Consider the following 12,463-nt stretch of genomic DNA (forward strand, 5'->3'; position numbering starts at 1 on the left):
TACGCGCTGCAGGCCCCATCCATGGGGCCTCAGCGCTTGACGGGCATCCATGCCCGTCACCTCCCTTCGCAAGCCCTGCGCTCGGCCTCCTGAAGTCGCAATCTGCGTCGCCTGAACTACCGCGCGCTTACAAGCAAAAGCAGAAGCAGAAGCAGAAGCAGCAGATACAGAAACAGCGTTACTGCGCGAACGCCCGCCCCAACCCACCGGGTACACCACTGCTGTCAGTTTCCTGCCAAGGCCCATTCGGGCTCAACGACCAGCTCCAGCCGTTATCGAACCGATAGTAGGTACGCTGCCGGTAGAAGGTATTGGGCTGCTTCTCCAACACATATACACCCAGCTTGGGGTCCCAGTGGCTTGCCCCGCCAGGCGGTGGCGCAAAGCTGGCCGAGGTGCGCGGCATGGGCTTGGGTATCGCCGCCGGCTTGCTCGGCTGCGTGGCAGGCTGCCTGCCCGGCAAGGGCTTGACCACCGGCTCCGACGGCGGCACACGCTCGATCGGTGGCGCGGGCTGCTCGTACGGCTCATGCACCGTACACGCAGACAAACCCAGGGCCAGGGTAATCAGGGTCAGGCGGACGGTGCTGTGCATGGCATTGCTCTCTTACTGGTCTGGAGTGTCGATGGTCAGGTGCTGGGTAGCCTGGGTGGCGCTAGACAACGGAGCACCCTGGCCAATCCACTCACCCTGGGTAGGCTGACCCGCGCGTGAAACACGTGCAACCAGTTGGACTTCGGCATACTGCGACAGTTTCATCTGCGGCATCATCGCATCAGCATCAGACAACTCCACCTCGATCGGCAACTGCGCCACGGTCACCCGCTTGGCCGCCAGCGGCATCGGCGGGCCATTGCTGGCGCGAGCGAAGATAAACACCGTGTCGTCCGGCTGGACCTTGTCCTTCAAGGCAGCCGCCAGTTCCACCCGCACTTTCAGGCGAGCCGCCACAGGTGCAGGCTCGGTAGCCTGCACTGACGCGCCCCCCAGGCGCTCGGCGGCACGGTCGATCCCCCCCTGCAACGCCGCTCTCGATGCATCACCTTCTGGCAACTGCGCCAGCAAGCGCTTCCAGTAGTCGATGGCTTCCTGATAACGCTCACCTTCAAACGCGGCAATACCACGCAGGCCCAGGCTGGTCACCTCGTTGGGGTCCGCCTTCAGCGCTTCGTCAGTCAGCGCCTGCAATTGCGGGCTCCATTGCTTGTTGGCGGCAAAGTACTGGGCCTGGGCCCACTGCCCCAGCAGCTCGGGCTGGCGGCCAGCCAAGGCCACGGCCCGTTCGAACGTACGCGCGGCATCGGCCGGGCGCTGCTCGGCCATGTAGGCCCGACCAAGGAAATACATGGCCTCGGCCGAATCCGGCTGGGCCTGCACCACGCGCTCAAGGCGCGTAGTCATTTCTTCCATCGACTTGGGTGCCTCGGCAAACTCCTGGGTCAGCGCCACCTTGTCCGCCGCACCAAAATGCAGGTATAGCCCCAGCGCCATCAGCGGCACCAGTACCGCAGCCAGCAGCGGCAGGGCCTTGCCCAAATGCCCCTGGCGCGGGGCCTCGGCGCCTTCGGTATCGGCCAGCAGCTCGCGGGCAGCCTCGTCCCGGCCCTTGGCCATCTGCGCCTCATCAAGCACACCGGCGGCTTGCTGGGCCGCCAGTTCGGCGACACGTTCCTGGTAAAGGGCCACGTTCAAGGCCGTGCGGTCTTCTTCCTGCTGGCGACGGCGGCCACGCAGGATCGGGAGCAGCAAAAAGCTGAGGGCAGCGAGCAGCAGAAGGCCCGCGCTAAGCCAGAATTCAATCATGGGTCTGTTCTTTTTCCAGCAGTTTGGCGAGACGCTCGCGTTCTTCGGCAGACAACTCATCGGCGCCTTGCGCGGCCGTAGCACGGCGCCGGCGTACGATCACCGCCAGCACCACGAAGCCACCGGCCAGCAAGATCCCCGGGCCAAACCACAGCAGCCAGGTACGCCCGCTGAGCGCCGGCTTGTAGCGCACAAAGTCGCCATAGCGGTCGACCATGAAGTCGATGATCTGCTGGTTGCTCTGGCCTTCGCCGAGCATGCGGAAGATTTCCCGGCGCAGATCGGCAGCAATCGGCGCGTTGGAGTCGGCAATATCCTGGTTCTGGCACTTGGGGCAGCGCAGTTCCTTGGTCAACTGTTGGTAACGCTCGCGCTCTGCCTCGTCGCGAAACTGATAGGTGTCGATAGCCGCCTTGGCCACACCGGCCAGGCTCATGCCCAACACCGCAGCTGCCAGCCAGCGCCTCATGGCTTGGCCTCGTCGATCAGGCCCTGGTACAACGGCGCCAGCTGTTCACGCCAGACCGTGGCATCGACGATGCCTACGTGCTTGTAGCGGATGATGCCCTTGGCATCGATCAGGAAGGTTTCCGGCGCCCCATACACCCCAAGGTCCAGGCCCAGACTGCCCTGTTCGTCACGAATATCCAGCTGATAGGGGTTGTGGAACTCGGCCAACCACTTCTGCGCGGCGGCGTTGTCATCCTTGTAGTTGACCCCATGGATCACCACCCCCTGCTGTGCCAGCTGGTTCAGGTACGGGTGCTCGACCTTGCACGACGGGCACCAGGTGGCCCACACGTTGACCAGTGCCGGACGCCCCTGCAAGTCAGCCTGAGTCAGGGTGCGGTCCCCCTGTGTCGAAGCCAGGGAAAACGCCGGGAACGGTTTGCCGATCATTGCCGAAGGCAGCTCGTCGGGCTTGAGGAAAAGCCCCTTGTAGAGGAACACCGCCACCAGCAGGAACACTGCAAGGGGCACTACCATGATCCAACGCTTCATGCAGCTGCTCCAGACACGCCCAGGACATCACGCACCCGGGTCTTGACCTTGACGCGGTAGCGCCGGTCGAGGGCCGCCAGCAACCCGCCCAGGCCGGTCAGCAGACCGCCCAGCCAGATCCAGCGGACGTAAGGCTTTATATGTACGCGCACAGCCCAGGCGCCATTCTCCAGTGGCTCGCCAAGCGCAACGTACAGGTCGCGGGTAAAGCCGGCGTCGATACCTGCTTCGGTCATCATCGACTGCTGCACGGTGTACAGGCGCTTCTCCGGGTAAAGTGTGGTCACTTCACGGCCATCGCGGCTGACCACGATGGTGCCCTTGTCAGAGATGAAGTTCGGCCCCTCGAAGTGCTTGGCGCCCTGGAACAGGAAGTGGTAGCCACCCAGCTCCACGCTTTCGCCCGGCGCCATGCGCAGGTCGCGCTCGGCGCTGTTGTTGCTGGACAGCACCACGCCCAGCGCACACACCGCCAGGCCCAGGTGCGCCAGTTGCATGCCCCAGTAGCTGCGGCCCAGGCCCGGCAGGCCTTTGACCAGGCCCTTGTGGCGGGTCTTGTCGAGAATGTCACGCAGCCCGCCAAGCACTACCCAGGCGGCCAGGGCGAAGGCCGTCAGCGTCGGCCAGTCGAAGTCGTCGACGATAAAGCCGGCAACCGGGGCAAGGATGGCACTGCCGATCAATACCGGGGTCATCATGCTGGCCAGCCATTTGCCCGGGGTGTCCTTCCAGCGCACCACCACGCCCACGCTCAGCACCACCATCAGCAGCGCCATCAGCGGCAGGAACAAGGCGTCGAAGTAGGGCGGGCCGACCGACAGCTTGGCCCCGGTCAGGGCATCGAGCACCAATGGGTACAGGGTACCGAGCAGAATCATCGAAGCCGCGACCACCAGCACCAGGTTGTTGGCCAGCAGCAGCGTTTCACGCGACCACAGGGCGAAACCGACCTGGCTCTTGACCACCGGTGCGCGCAGGGCGAACAGGGTGAGCGACCCGCCAACCACGAACAGCAGGAAAAACAGGATGAAAATGCCACGCGAAGGGTCGGCGGCAAACGCGTGCACCGAGGTCAGCACCCCGGAACGCACCAGGAAGGTACCCAGCAGGCTGAGCGAGAATGCGGCAATTGCCAGCAGCACGGTCCAGCTCTTGAACACCCCGCGCTTCTCGGTCACCGCCAGCGAGTGGATCAGTGCGGTGCCCACCAGCCAAGGCATGAACGAGGCGTTTTCCACCGGGTCCCAGAACCACCAGCCACCCCAGCCCAGTTCGTAGTAGGCCCACCACGAACCCAAGGTGATACCAACACCCAGGAAAGCCCAGGCGACGATGGTCCACGGCCGCGACCAGCGCGCCCAGGCAGCGTCCAGCCGGCCGCCGAGCAAGGCGGCGATGGCGAAAGCGAAGGCCACCGAGAAGCCCACGTAGCCCATGTACAGCATCGGCGGATGCACGATCAGGCCAAAGTCCTGCAACAGCGGGTTGAGGTCACGGCCATCGGTCGGCACCTGCGGCAGCAGGCGCTGGAACGGGTTGGAAGTAATGATCAGGAAGCTCAGGAAGCCCACGCTGATCATGCCCATTACCGCCAGCACGCGGGCCAGCATCACTTGCGGCAACTGCCGGGAGAACACCGACACGGCAAAGGTCCAGCCGCCGAGGATCAGCGCCCAAAGCAGCAACGAACCCTCATGGGCGCCCCACACCGCACTGAACTTGTAGTACCAGGGCAAGGCGCTGTTGGAGTTGCTGGCGACATAGGCGACCGAGAAATTGTCTGTCATGAAGGCATGGGTCAGGCAGGCAAAGGCAAACGCCAGGAAGGCGAACTGCCCCCAGGCTGCCGGCCGCGCCAGGCTCATCCACAGGCTGTCGCCACGCCACGCGCCAAGCAGCGGCACACTGGCCTGCACGACGGCAAAGCAGATGGCCAGAATCATCGCCAACTGGCCCAGTTCGGGGACTACCAGTGCTGCGTTCATGGCTTCGTCTCTCCGCCGGTAGCGGCCTGGCCGCTTTCCTTCAGGGCCTTGGTGACTTCGGGCGGCATGTATTTCTCGTCGTGCTTGGCCAGCACCTCATCGGCTACCACCACACCTTCGGTGTTGAGCTTGCCAAGGGCGACGATACCCTGCCCTTCGCGGAACAGATCGGGAAGGATGCCGCGGTAGGTGATGGGTACCGACTTGTTGAAGTCGGTTACCACGAAACGCACGTCCAGCGAGTCGGCCGAACGCTGCACCGAGCCTTTCTCGACCATGCCGCCGGCGCGGATGCGCGTGTCCAGCGGGGCTTCGCCGTTGGCGATCTGGGTCGGTGTATAGAACAGGTTGATGTTCTGCTGCAATGCGCTCAAGGCAAAGCCGACGGCAACCCCGACGCCGACCAGCAGGCCGACGATGAGCAACAGGCGTTTCTTGCGCTGCGGATTCACTGGTTGTTCTCCCGGCGCAAACGGCGCGCCTCTTCTTGCAAATAGCGACGACGAGCCAGCAGTGGCGCACCGACATTCAGCGCCAGCACCGCCAGGCAGATGCCATAGGCCGACCACACGTACAGGCCATGGTGGCCCATGGCGAGAAAGTCACCGAAGGTGGCAAAGCTCATTGTGCGGCCCTCCGCCCCAGGCTGTTCAATACTTCGTCCCTGACCCAACTGGCGCGTGCTTCGCGCTTGAGCACTTCAAGGCGCATGCGCAGCAGCAGTACGGCGCCGAAGAAACAGTAGAAACCCAGCGCCGTGCACAACAGCGGCAGCCACATTTCGGCCGGCATTGCCGGCTTTTCGGTAAGGGTGAAAGTGGCCCCCTGGTGCAGGGTGTTCCACCACTCCACCGAATACTTGATGATCGGGATATTCACCACACCGACAATCGCAAGCACCGCACAGGCCTTGGCCGCACTGTCACGATTACTGATCGCCTGGCCCAGCGCAATAATGCCGAAGTACAGGAACAGCAGGATGAGCATGGACGTAAGGCGGGCATCCCACACCCACCAGCTGCCCCAGGTCGGCTTGCCCCAGATGGCGCCGGTAACCAGCGCCACGGCGGTCATCCAGGCGCCAATGGGCGCGGCACATTGCAGGGCGACGTCGGCCAGTTTCATCTTCCACACCAGCCCCACCACCCCGGCCACCGCCAGTAGCACATAGCAGGACTGCGCCAGCATCGCCGCCGGCACATGGATATAGATGATGCGGAAGCTGTTGCCTTGCTGGTAGTCCTGGGGGGCGAAGGCCAGGCCCCAGGTGATGCCGACCAGCAGCAGGAGCACGGCAGCACCGGCCAGCCACGGCAGCATGCGGCCGCTGATGGCATAGAACCATTTCGGGGAGCCCAGCTTGTGGAACCACGTCCAGCTTATTTTCATCAGGGTACATCCAGGGTATTTGCCGGGCTTGAGAGCCCGGGACTCGTTATTCGCCGACGCTGATCTTCAGGCCGGCCGCTATCGCAAAGGGTGCCAGGGTAACGGCCAGGGCCGTCAGGCTGGCGAGCCAGAGCAGATGGCCGGTTGCCGGCATATTTTGCAACGCCGCTTGCAACGCACCACTGCCCAGGATCAATACAGGGATATACAACGGCAGAATCAGCAACGCCAGTAACAAACCTCCGCGTTTAAGGCCGACTGTCAGCGCCGCACCTACCGCGCCCAGCAAGCTCAATACCGGCGTACCCAGCAGCAGCGAACCGAGTAGCACCGGCAGGCAATGGCTTGGCAGCCCCAGCATCAGTGCCAGCAGTGGCGCCAACAATACCAGCGCCAGCCCGGAAAAGATCCAGTGCGCCAGCACCTTGGCCAGCACCAGCAACGCAAGTGGGTGCGGCGACAGCACCCATTGCTCCAGCGAGCCGTCTTCGAAATCGCTGCGGAACAGGCCGTCCAGCGACAACAACACGGCCAGCAACGCCGCCACCCAGACCAGGCCCGGCGACAAGGTTTGCAACAATTGGCTTTCCGGGCCGACCGCCAGCGGGAACATGGCCACGACGATGGCGAAGAACACCAACGGGTTGGCCAGTTCGGCCGGGCGACGGAACAGCAGGCGCGCTTCGCGGCGCAGCAACAAAATGAATACGCTCATGCAGCCCATTGCCCCAGGTTCAGTTCTCGGTAACCGGAGGGCTTGCGTTCCAGTGTGTGGTGAGTCGTCAGCACCACCGTGCCGCCCTGCTCGCAGTGGGCTGCCAGGTGCGCTTCAAGCTGCGCCACGCCTTGCTTGTCGAGCGCGGTGAACGGCTCGTCGAGAATCCATAGCGGCGGGCAAGCCAGGTGCAGCCGGGCCAGCGCCACACGGCGCTGCTGACCGGCCGACAGCGTATGGCAGGGGACGTCTTCGAAACCGCGCAGGCCGACAGCCTCCAGCGCCGCCCAGATCGCCTCGCGGCTGGCCGGCTGGTGCAGGGCGCACAGCCAGGTGAGATTCTCCTCGGCAGTTAGCAAGTCCTTGATACCGGCGGCATGGCCAATCCACAGCAGGGCGCTGGCCAGGGCATGTCGCTGTTCGGCCAGGGGCTTGCCACCCAGCAGAATCTGCCCGGCCGTCGGCTGCATCAGCCCGGCCAGCAGGCGCAACAGGCTAGTCTTGCCACTGCCGTTGGGGCCACTGATCTGCAGCATGTCGCCGGCGCCCAGCTCGAAATCGAGCTGCTCGAACAGCAGGCGCCAGTCGCGCTCGCAGGCCAGGCCTGCGGCTTGGAGGTGAAGGGTCACGGTTTCGCCTTATCTTTAGTAGGGCTTTGAAGCAGCCAACACCGCTCCAAAACCCTTGTGTCTCAAGTCGCCCCGCGCGCTGCCGTTATACTGGCAACCACGGGCGCGCGGCATTATTACACGCGCCGCCGCGCTGCCAAGAGGCCGGGCTCGACAGGTTGTATACAATCATGACTGAAATCAATAGTCTCGGCGCACAAACCGCGATCAACAGCCAAGCCATGAAGGCGGGCATGACCGGCGATCTGCTGCGCCTGATCCAGGCGCAGCCTGGGCTGCTGGCCCCCGGCGAAACCGCGCAAGCCGAGGTTTTATCATTGCGCCAGACGGGCCAGGACTTTCAGCTGGTGCTACGGCTGATGCAGGCCAACGGCGTCCAGACCCAGCTTCAGGCCAATGCCAGCCAGCCGCTGCCACAAGGCAGCCAGATCACCGTCAGCCAGACCGAAAGCAATCGCCTGGCGATCATGCTGCAACAGGCCAGCGCCAGCCAGGTCGCCACCCTCACCCAGCTGGACACCAGCAAGGTGCCGGTCGGCACCTTGCTGCAAGGCAAGGTCCTGACCAACCAGCTGCTGGCCCAGGCACCCGGCCAACCGGCCGTGTACCGGGCGCTGGTCAGCCTGCTCAACAGCAATCAGGCCGGTGCCACACTGAGCATCGACAGCCCGCGCCCGCTGGCCATTGGCAGCCTGCTCAGCGCCCTGGTGCAGGGTGATCAGTCATTGCGCTTCGTGCCGCTCAGCGGCAGGCAGGACCAACTCAGCATTGCCCAACAGCTGCTGACCCAGCAGAACCGCCAAGCCTCGCTGCCCGGCCTGCTCAACGCCCTGCAACAGCTCACCCGCGACCCCGGCGTCGATGGCGACCTGCGCGCCAGCGCCGAACGCCTGCTGGCCGGGCTGCCGGATGCCCGACAACTGGGCGACGCCAAGGCAGTGGCCCAGGCCCTGAACAACAGCGGCAGCTTTCTCGAAGCGAAGCTGCTGAGCGGGTCCACCGCCAGCGTCGCCACCGACCTCAAGGCGCATTTGCTGCGGCTGATGGCCCAGGCCCCTGCCCTCCCGGCAAGCCCTGCCAATCTAAACCCCGCCAGCCTGGCCGTGACCATGCCGGCTTTGGCGCGCAGCGCACTGGGCATGCTTGAGCGGGTCAGCCCCAAGCCGCAGCCGGGCGCGTTCCCATTACCGTCGCGCCTGCTCAAGGCCCTGGAGGACGAAGGCGACCTGCAACAGTTGCTGCGCCTGGCTGCTGCTGCCGTCTCACGCTTGCAGAGCCACGCCATGAGCAGCCTGCAACAAACCGGCACGCTGGAAAACGGCAACCTGCAGACCACCTGGCAAACCGAAGTGCCGATCCGCCACGGCCAGGACTTCATCCCGCTGCAAGTCAAACTGCAGCGCGAAGAAACCCCACAACAACAGGCCGACCGCCAACATGAAGCCCAAGACCCTCGCCAAGCCCTGTGGCGCATCGAGCTGGCCTTCGACCTGTCCCCGCTCGGCCCCATGCAAGTGCAGGCACAACTGAGCGAGGGCCGCCTGAGCGGGCAGCTATGGGCGGAGCGCGAGCAGACCGCGCGGTTGATCGACACCCAGCTTGGCGCGCTGCGCGCGCGCCTGCTGGCCCGGGGCCTGGAAGTCGGCGACCTGGAGTGCCACCCGGGCATCCCGCCGCAGGGGCCACGCACACGGATGGAACAACGCTGGGTGGACGAAACCGCATGAACGACACGACGCCACGCCAAGCCATAGCGCTGAACTACGACGGCCATCAGGCACCGACTCTCACCGCCAAGGGCGACGAGGAGCTGGCCGAGGCCATCCTTGCGCTCGCCCGCGAACACGAAGTGCCGATCTACGAAAACGCCGAGCTGGTGCGCCTGCTGGCGCGGCTGGAGCTGGGCGATCAAATACCCGAGGCGCTGTATCTGACCATTGCCGAGATCATCGCCTTCGCCTGGCACCTGCGCGGCAAGGTACCCGCCGGCTTCGATGATCCGCGCCCGGCAGAACGCGATATCACCCCACCATTGCCCCCGCTGCCCGGCACTGGCCAGTAAATATCTACCACCCCCTCCCCCTCCATGCGCCCAACCTTGTCGACCTCCCACGTACAAGGTGTACCGTCATGATCGACAGCAGAATCAACGCCAAAGGCGTGCAGTTCGTAGTAGACCATCTGGCCAACATCCCACGCCCGGACCGCGAAGCCAGTCGCTTGATCCGGCAGTGGCTTGCCGGGCAAGGTGTGCATATCGACCCCGATCGCGTCGATGTGGTCACCCTGCACTACCGGCCGGATGATCAAGGGTATGTGGCAGCGGTCCAGCAGACCCAGAGCATGACCCAGGCGCTGCTGGGCAACTGGCAAGGGGAGTCCGATAACAACCTCATCGGCGCGCTGTTCGCCAACCCCTGGGCAGGCACCTTTCCCCAAGGGCCCTTGAAGCTGGTCGATCGCCTGCCAGCGCTGGGCTTTGGCCATCAGGGCGCAGCCTTCGAAGTGCACAACGGCCTGTTCCAGCGATCGTCCCCTGCCCGTTACGATGCTTCGACCCATGTTCAGGTACCGGCTGAAGCTTTCCAGCGTTTCATAGAAGCGCTGGATTTTCACGGGCCGTTCAAAGCCATGCTCGACACGTACTGGCAGCAACACCAAGGCAATCACCGCCTGGCCAGCAAGCTCAATTTCATCGCCGCCTGCAACGCCCAGGTCAGTCAGGGGCGCCTTAGCGATGCCGCCAGGGAGCTGGCATGGCAAGCCGCCGGCATGATGCCACAGCGCTTCAAGATACGGGTGAGCACGCTGAGCATCTATGGCTACGCGGCCACCGACCTGCTGTACATCAATGCCCCCCACAGCGATCTGACCCTGCTGTACATGCCAGGTAACAGCTCGCCCTTGCTCGAATTCGCCAGCGAGAACCTGCTCAAGGACTGGGTGGGCGATCAGTGCAAGGACCCCGCCCGACGCGAGGCACTCAAACAACACTTCAGGCTCGCCGACCGCCCTCAGGGCCTCGATTTCAGCGGCCTGGACACCGCGCTCGAGGGCCTTGGCGATTATCCAAACCGGCACCGGCTGCCGCCCGAACATGGTTATTTCAACGATGATGGCGTCTGGCCCCCCAGAACCTACGTGAACTACAAACCTGGCAAATACAACCCCAAACTGACCGGGGATATGTTCGCAGCCCTGACCGAGCGCCAGCGCCAGCGCAGCTACGACGACGCCGATTTTGTCATCACCACCGATAGCCAGGTTACCAAAGCCAAATGGCGTGGCTACCTCGCCAACACGCTCAACCTGCTAGCGCCACTTTGTCTGGTGGTGCCGGGGTTGGCGCCACTACTGGCGCTCGGCGGCATTGCCCAGTTGGGCTTGGGCCTGGATCAGGTGATCAACGGCCACAGCCTGAAAGCCAAACAGGACGGGGTGGGCGACATCGCCTGGGGGTTGTTCAACGCCGTACCGCTGGCAACGGAGGGTACCGCAGGCATCAAGGCCCTGTTCGAGTTCAAAAGCGATGGTTTTGTCATGCCGCGCGAGGTCAACGAGCAGCTCGGCTATCCGCTAAGCCCAACCAGCCCACCGCGGCTTCCAGAGCCAGAAGGCGCGGAGTACTTCCACCACCACGAGCCGATTACACCGCTTGACGAAGGCGACCCGGCTGTTGCCGGCGCGGTGATACGCTTGCCACACTACGATGGCGAACTGGACGACCTGGAATGCAGCATCGAAACCTACAATGCACGCGTGGTCTATGACCTGGAGCACGACGCTTTCATCATCAAGGAAACCGTCAACGAGGTCGAGCCGCAAGCCTACATCGCAGTGCCTGGCAGCCGTGACCTTGTAGCGCTCGACAGGCCGCGCCCAGTCACCGACGCCATGCGCACCCGCACCTTGCGCGCGCTGGGTGTCGACCTGCAACTGCCAGTCACCATTCCGACACCGGCCCCGGACAGCGCCCCCATCCCCAAACTTATCTCCAGCCTCTGGGTCGGCGACAAAGTCATAAGCGAGCCATTGCTGGCCAACCTTGCCGCCAACGCCGCGCGCCTGAGCGACAGTGAATACAGCATGCGCCTGTTTCTGTCGAAGGCTTCGCCTACCGCCTACGAACAGAACGCAAGGCTATTGGCAGCCCGGGCGCCAGGGCTGCAGGTATTGCCGCTTGAAGAGCAAGGCTTCTTCCGGGCCTTCCGCCAGAGCCGCTATTACGCGCAGTACGAGGCAGCGCTGGATGGCAACGGTGGCATCGCCACCAATTACGCGTCTGCGACCGATGTGCTGCGCTACCGGATGCTGCACCATGAGGGTGGGCTGTACATGGACGTGGACGACTTCCTGCTGCCGGACGGCAAGGGCGAAACGATCGATCAGGTCGAGCTGCGCACCCCACCCGATGGGCTGCTGCTGCCACCGCCGATGTCCAACGAGAAAATGAGCATGAATTGCCTGTACAACACCAGCCTCATTGGTAGCCACCCAGGCAACCCACTGCTGGATGCGATCTCCGATGAAATGCTCGCACGTTTCCAGACCCATGCAGACTTCTACGAAAGCCGACCGAGCCTGGAACAGGACCCGAGCGGTTTCTACCGCTATGCCAACACGCTCAGCTACCTCACCGGGCCGGCACTGCTCACCGAAGTGGTCGATCGCCATCTACCCGGGTTGCGGACCCTGCGCCAGATCATCAACCTGCACACCATGCCACGCGTCAACACCTATCCATTCATCAACCCTTCGCAAGCCAATACAGCCCTGAAGCAACTGCTGCCCCTGAACCGGTTCGCCGGCGTGGGCGGCAATCACTCCTGGGTTCGCAATTGAAATGAGCTGCGGGTACTGAACGGGCCTGCCGACACCTTTCAGATCGGGCGACGCATGGGCGCCGCTCGATTTCCCAGGCGACGTACCTGCTGCCGAG

At 63.9% G+C, this 12,463-nt stretch carries 13 protein-coding genes; 3 read left to right on the top strand and 10 right to left on the bottom strand.

What is annotated here, in order from left to right:
* Nucleotides 1-178: 178 nt before the first annotated feature.
* From QYE47_RS17895 to ccmA, 10 genes are read right to left on the bottom strand one after another with little or no spacing between them, the layout of a single operon-like run.
* Entirely contained in the window at nucleotides 179-595 is a 417-nt protein-coding gene (locus QYE47_RS17895) for a hypothetical protein (RefSeq protein WP_070383578.1), read from the bottom strand.
* Between the two features lie 12 nt (nucleotides 596-607).
* Complete coding sequence (gene ccmI / locus QYE47_RS17900; RefSeq protein WP_014590173.1) at nucleotides 608-1,804, bottom strand: c-type cytochrome biogenesis protein CcmI; 1,197 nt, start codon at nucleotides 1,802-1,804, stop codon at nucleotides 608-610.
* Entirely contained in the window at nucleotides 1,797-2,273 is a 477-nt protein-coding gene (locus QYE47_RS17905; RefSeq protein WP_014590172.1) for a cytochrome c-type biogenesis protein, read from the bottom strand. The genes ccmI and QYE47_RS17905 overlap by 8 nt, the downstream gene beginning before the upstream one ends.
* Nucleotides 2,270-2,806, bottom strand: a complete 537-nt coding sequence (locus QYE47_RS17910) for a DsbE family thiol:disulfide interchange protein (RefSeq protein WP_014590171.1) — start codon at nucleotides 2,804-2,806, stop codon at nucleotides 2,270-2,272. The genes QYE47_RS17905 and QYE47_RS17910 overlap by 4 nt, the downstream gene beginning before the upstream one ends.
* A complete protein-coding gene (locus tag QYE47_RS17915; protein WP_014590170.1) occupies nucleotides 2,803-4,791 on the bottom strand; it encodes a heme lyase CcmF/NrfE family subunit in 1,989 nt (662 codons plus the stop codon). The genes QYE47_RS17910 and QYE47_RS17915 overlap by 4 nt, the downstream gene beginning before the upstream one ends.
* Complete coding sequence (gene ccmE, locus QYE47_RS17920; RefSeq protein WP_014590169.1) at nucleotides 4,788-5,243, bottom strand: cytochrome c maturation protein CcmE; 456 nt, start codon at nucleotides 5,241-5,243, stop codon at nucleotides 4,788-4,790. Before ccmE ends, QYE47_RS17915 begins: the two co-directional genes overlap by 4 nt.
* Nucleotides 5,240-5,416, bottom strand: coding sequence for a heme exporter protein CcmD (gene ccmD / locus QYE47_RS17925; protein ID WP_003254380.1), 177 nt, complete (start codon nucleotides 5,414-5,416; stop codon nucleotides 5,240-5,242). The genes ccmE and ccmD overlap by 4 nt, the downstream gene beginning before the upstream one ends.
* Nucleotides 5,413-6,180, bottom strand: coding sequence for a heme ABC transporter permease (locus tag QYE47_RS17930; RefSeq protein ID WP_010955058.1), 768 nt, complete (start codon nucleotides 6,178-6,180; stop codon nucleotides 5,413-5,415). The genes ccmD and QYE47_RS17930 overlap by 4 nt, the downstream gene beginning before the upstream one ends.
* A 46-nt stretch (nucleotides 6,181-6,226) precedes the next feature.
* Nucleotides 6,227-6,895, bottom strand: a complete 669-nt coding sequence (gene ccmB / locus QYE47_RS17935) for a heme exporter protein CcmB (RefSeq protein ID WP_012051653.1) — start codon at nucleotides 6,893-6,895, stop codon at nucleotides 6,227-6,229.
* Nucleotides 6,892-7,524 carry a cytochrome c biogenesis heme-transporting ATPase CcmA gene (ccmA, locus tag QYE47_RS17940; RefSeq protein ID WP_003254385.1) on the bottom strand — a complete coding sequence of 211 codons (633 nt, stop codon included), beginning with the start codon at nucleotides 7,522-7,524 and terminating at the stop codon, nucleotides 6,892-6,894. Before ccmA ends, ccmB begins: the two co-directional genes overlap by 4 nt.
* Nucleotides 7,525-7,694: 170 nt before the next feature.
* Here ccmA and QYE47_RS17945 point away from each other — a divergent pair, with 170 nt between their 5' ends.
* From QYE47_RS17945 to QYE47_RS17955, 3 genes are all read left to right on the top strand, one after another.
* Complete coding sequence (locus tag QYE47_RS17945; protein ID WP_014590167.1) at nucleotides 7,695-9,251, top strand: flagellar hook-length control protein FliK; 1,557 nt, start codon at nucleotides 7,695-7,697, stop codon at nucleotides 9,249-9,251.
* Nucleotides 9,248-9,586: an EscU/YscU/HrcU family type III secretion system export apparatus switch protein gene (locus tag QYE47_RS17950; protein WP_014590166.1), complete on the top strand. Its 339-nt coding sequence runs from the start codon at nucleotides 9,248-9,250 to the stop codon at nucleotides 9,584-9,586. Before QYE47_RS17945 ends, QYE47_RS17950 begins: the two co-directional genes overlap by 4 nt.
* Nucleotides 9,587-9,654: 68 nt before the next feature.
* Nucleotides 9,655-12,366 (top strand): DUF6543 domain-containing protein, encoded by a 2,712-nt coding sequence (locus tag QYE47_RS17955; RefSeq protein ID WP_070383577.1) that lies wholly within the window; start codon nucleotides 9,655-9,657, stop codon nucleotides 12,364-12,366.
* Nucleotides 12,367-12,463: the final 97 nt, after the last annotated feature.

Source organism: Pseudomonas sp. 2,4-D, from assembly GCF_030418155.1.
In the GTDB taxonomy this organism is placed as follows: Bacteria; Pseudomonadota; Gammaproteobacteria; order Pseudomonadales; family Pseudomonadaceae; genus Aquipseudomonas; species Aquipseudomonas alloputida.

Excerpts from the sequence above, each read along its gene's own strand:
- QYE47_RS17930 (WP_010955058.1), bottom strand. The coding sequence starts at position 6,180 with ATGAAAATAAGCTGGACGTGGTTCCACAAGCTGGGCTCCCCGAAATGG.
- QYE47_RS17950 (WP_014590166.1), top strand. The coding sequence starts at position 9,248 with ATGAACGACACGACGCCACGCCAAGCCATAGCGCTGAACTACGACGGC.
- ccmI (WP_014590173.1), bottom strand. The coding sequence starts at position 1,804 with ATGATTGAATTCTGGCTTAGCGCGGGCCTTCTGCTGCTCGCTGCCCTC.
- ccmD (WP_003254380.1), bottom strand. The coding sequence starts at position 5,416 with ATGAGCTTTGCCACCTTCGGTGACTTTCTCGCCATGGGCCACCATGGC.
- QYE47_RS17955 (WP_070383577.1), top strand. The coding sequence starts at position 9,655 with ATGATCGACAGCAGAATCAACGCCAAAGGCGTGCAGTTCGTAGTAGAC.
- QYE47_RS17915 (WP_014590170.1), bottom strand. The coding sequence starts at position 4,791 with ATGAACGCAGCACTGGTAGTCCCCGAACTGGGCCAGTTGGCGATGATT.
- QYE47_RS17945 (WP_014590167.1), top strand. The coding sequence starts at position 7,695 with ATGACTGAAATCAATAGTCTCGGCGCACAAACCGCGATCAACAGCCAA.
- ccmB (WP_012051653.1), bottom strand. The coding sequence starts at position 6,895 with ATGAGCGTATTCATTTTGTTGCTGCGCCGCGAAGCGCGCCTGCTGTTC.
- QYE47_RS17895 (WP_070383578.1), bottom strand. The coding sequence starts at position 595 with ATGCACAGCACCGTCCGCCTGACCCTGATTACCCTGGCCCTGGGTTTG.
- QYE47_RS17905 (WP_014590172.1), bottom strand. The coding sequence starts at position 2,273 with ATGAGGCGCTGGCTGGCAGCTGCGGTGTTGGGCATGAGCCTGGCCGGT.
- QYE47_RS17910 (WP_014590171.1), bottom strand. The coding sequence starts at position 2,806 with ATGAAGCGTTGGATCATGGTAGTGCCCCTTGCAGTGTTCCTGCTGGTG.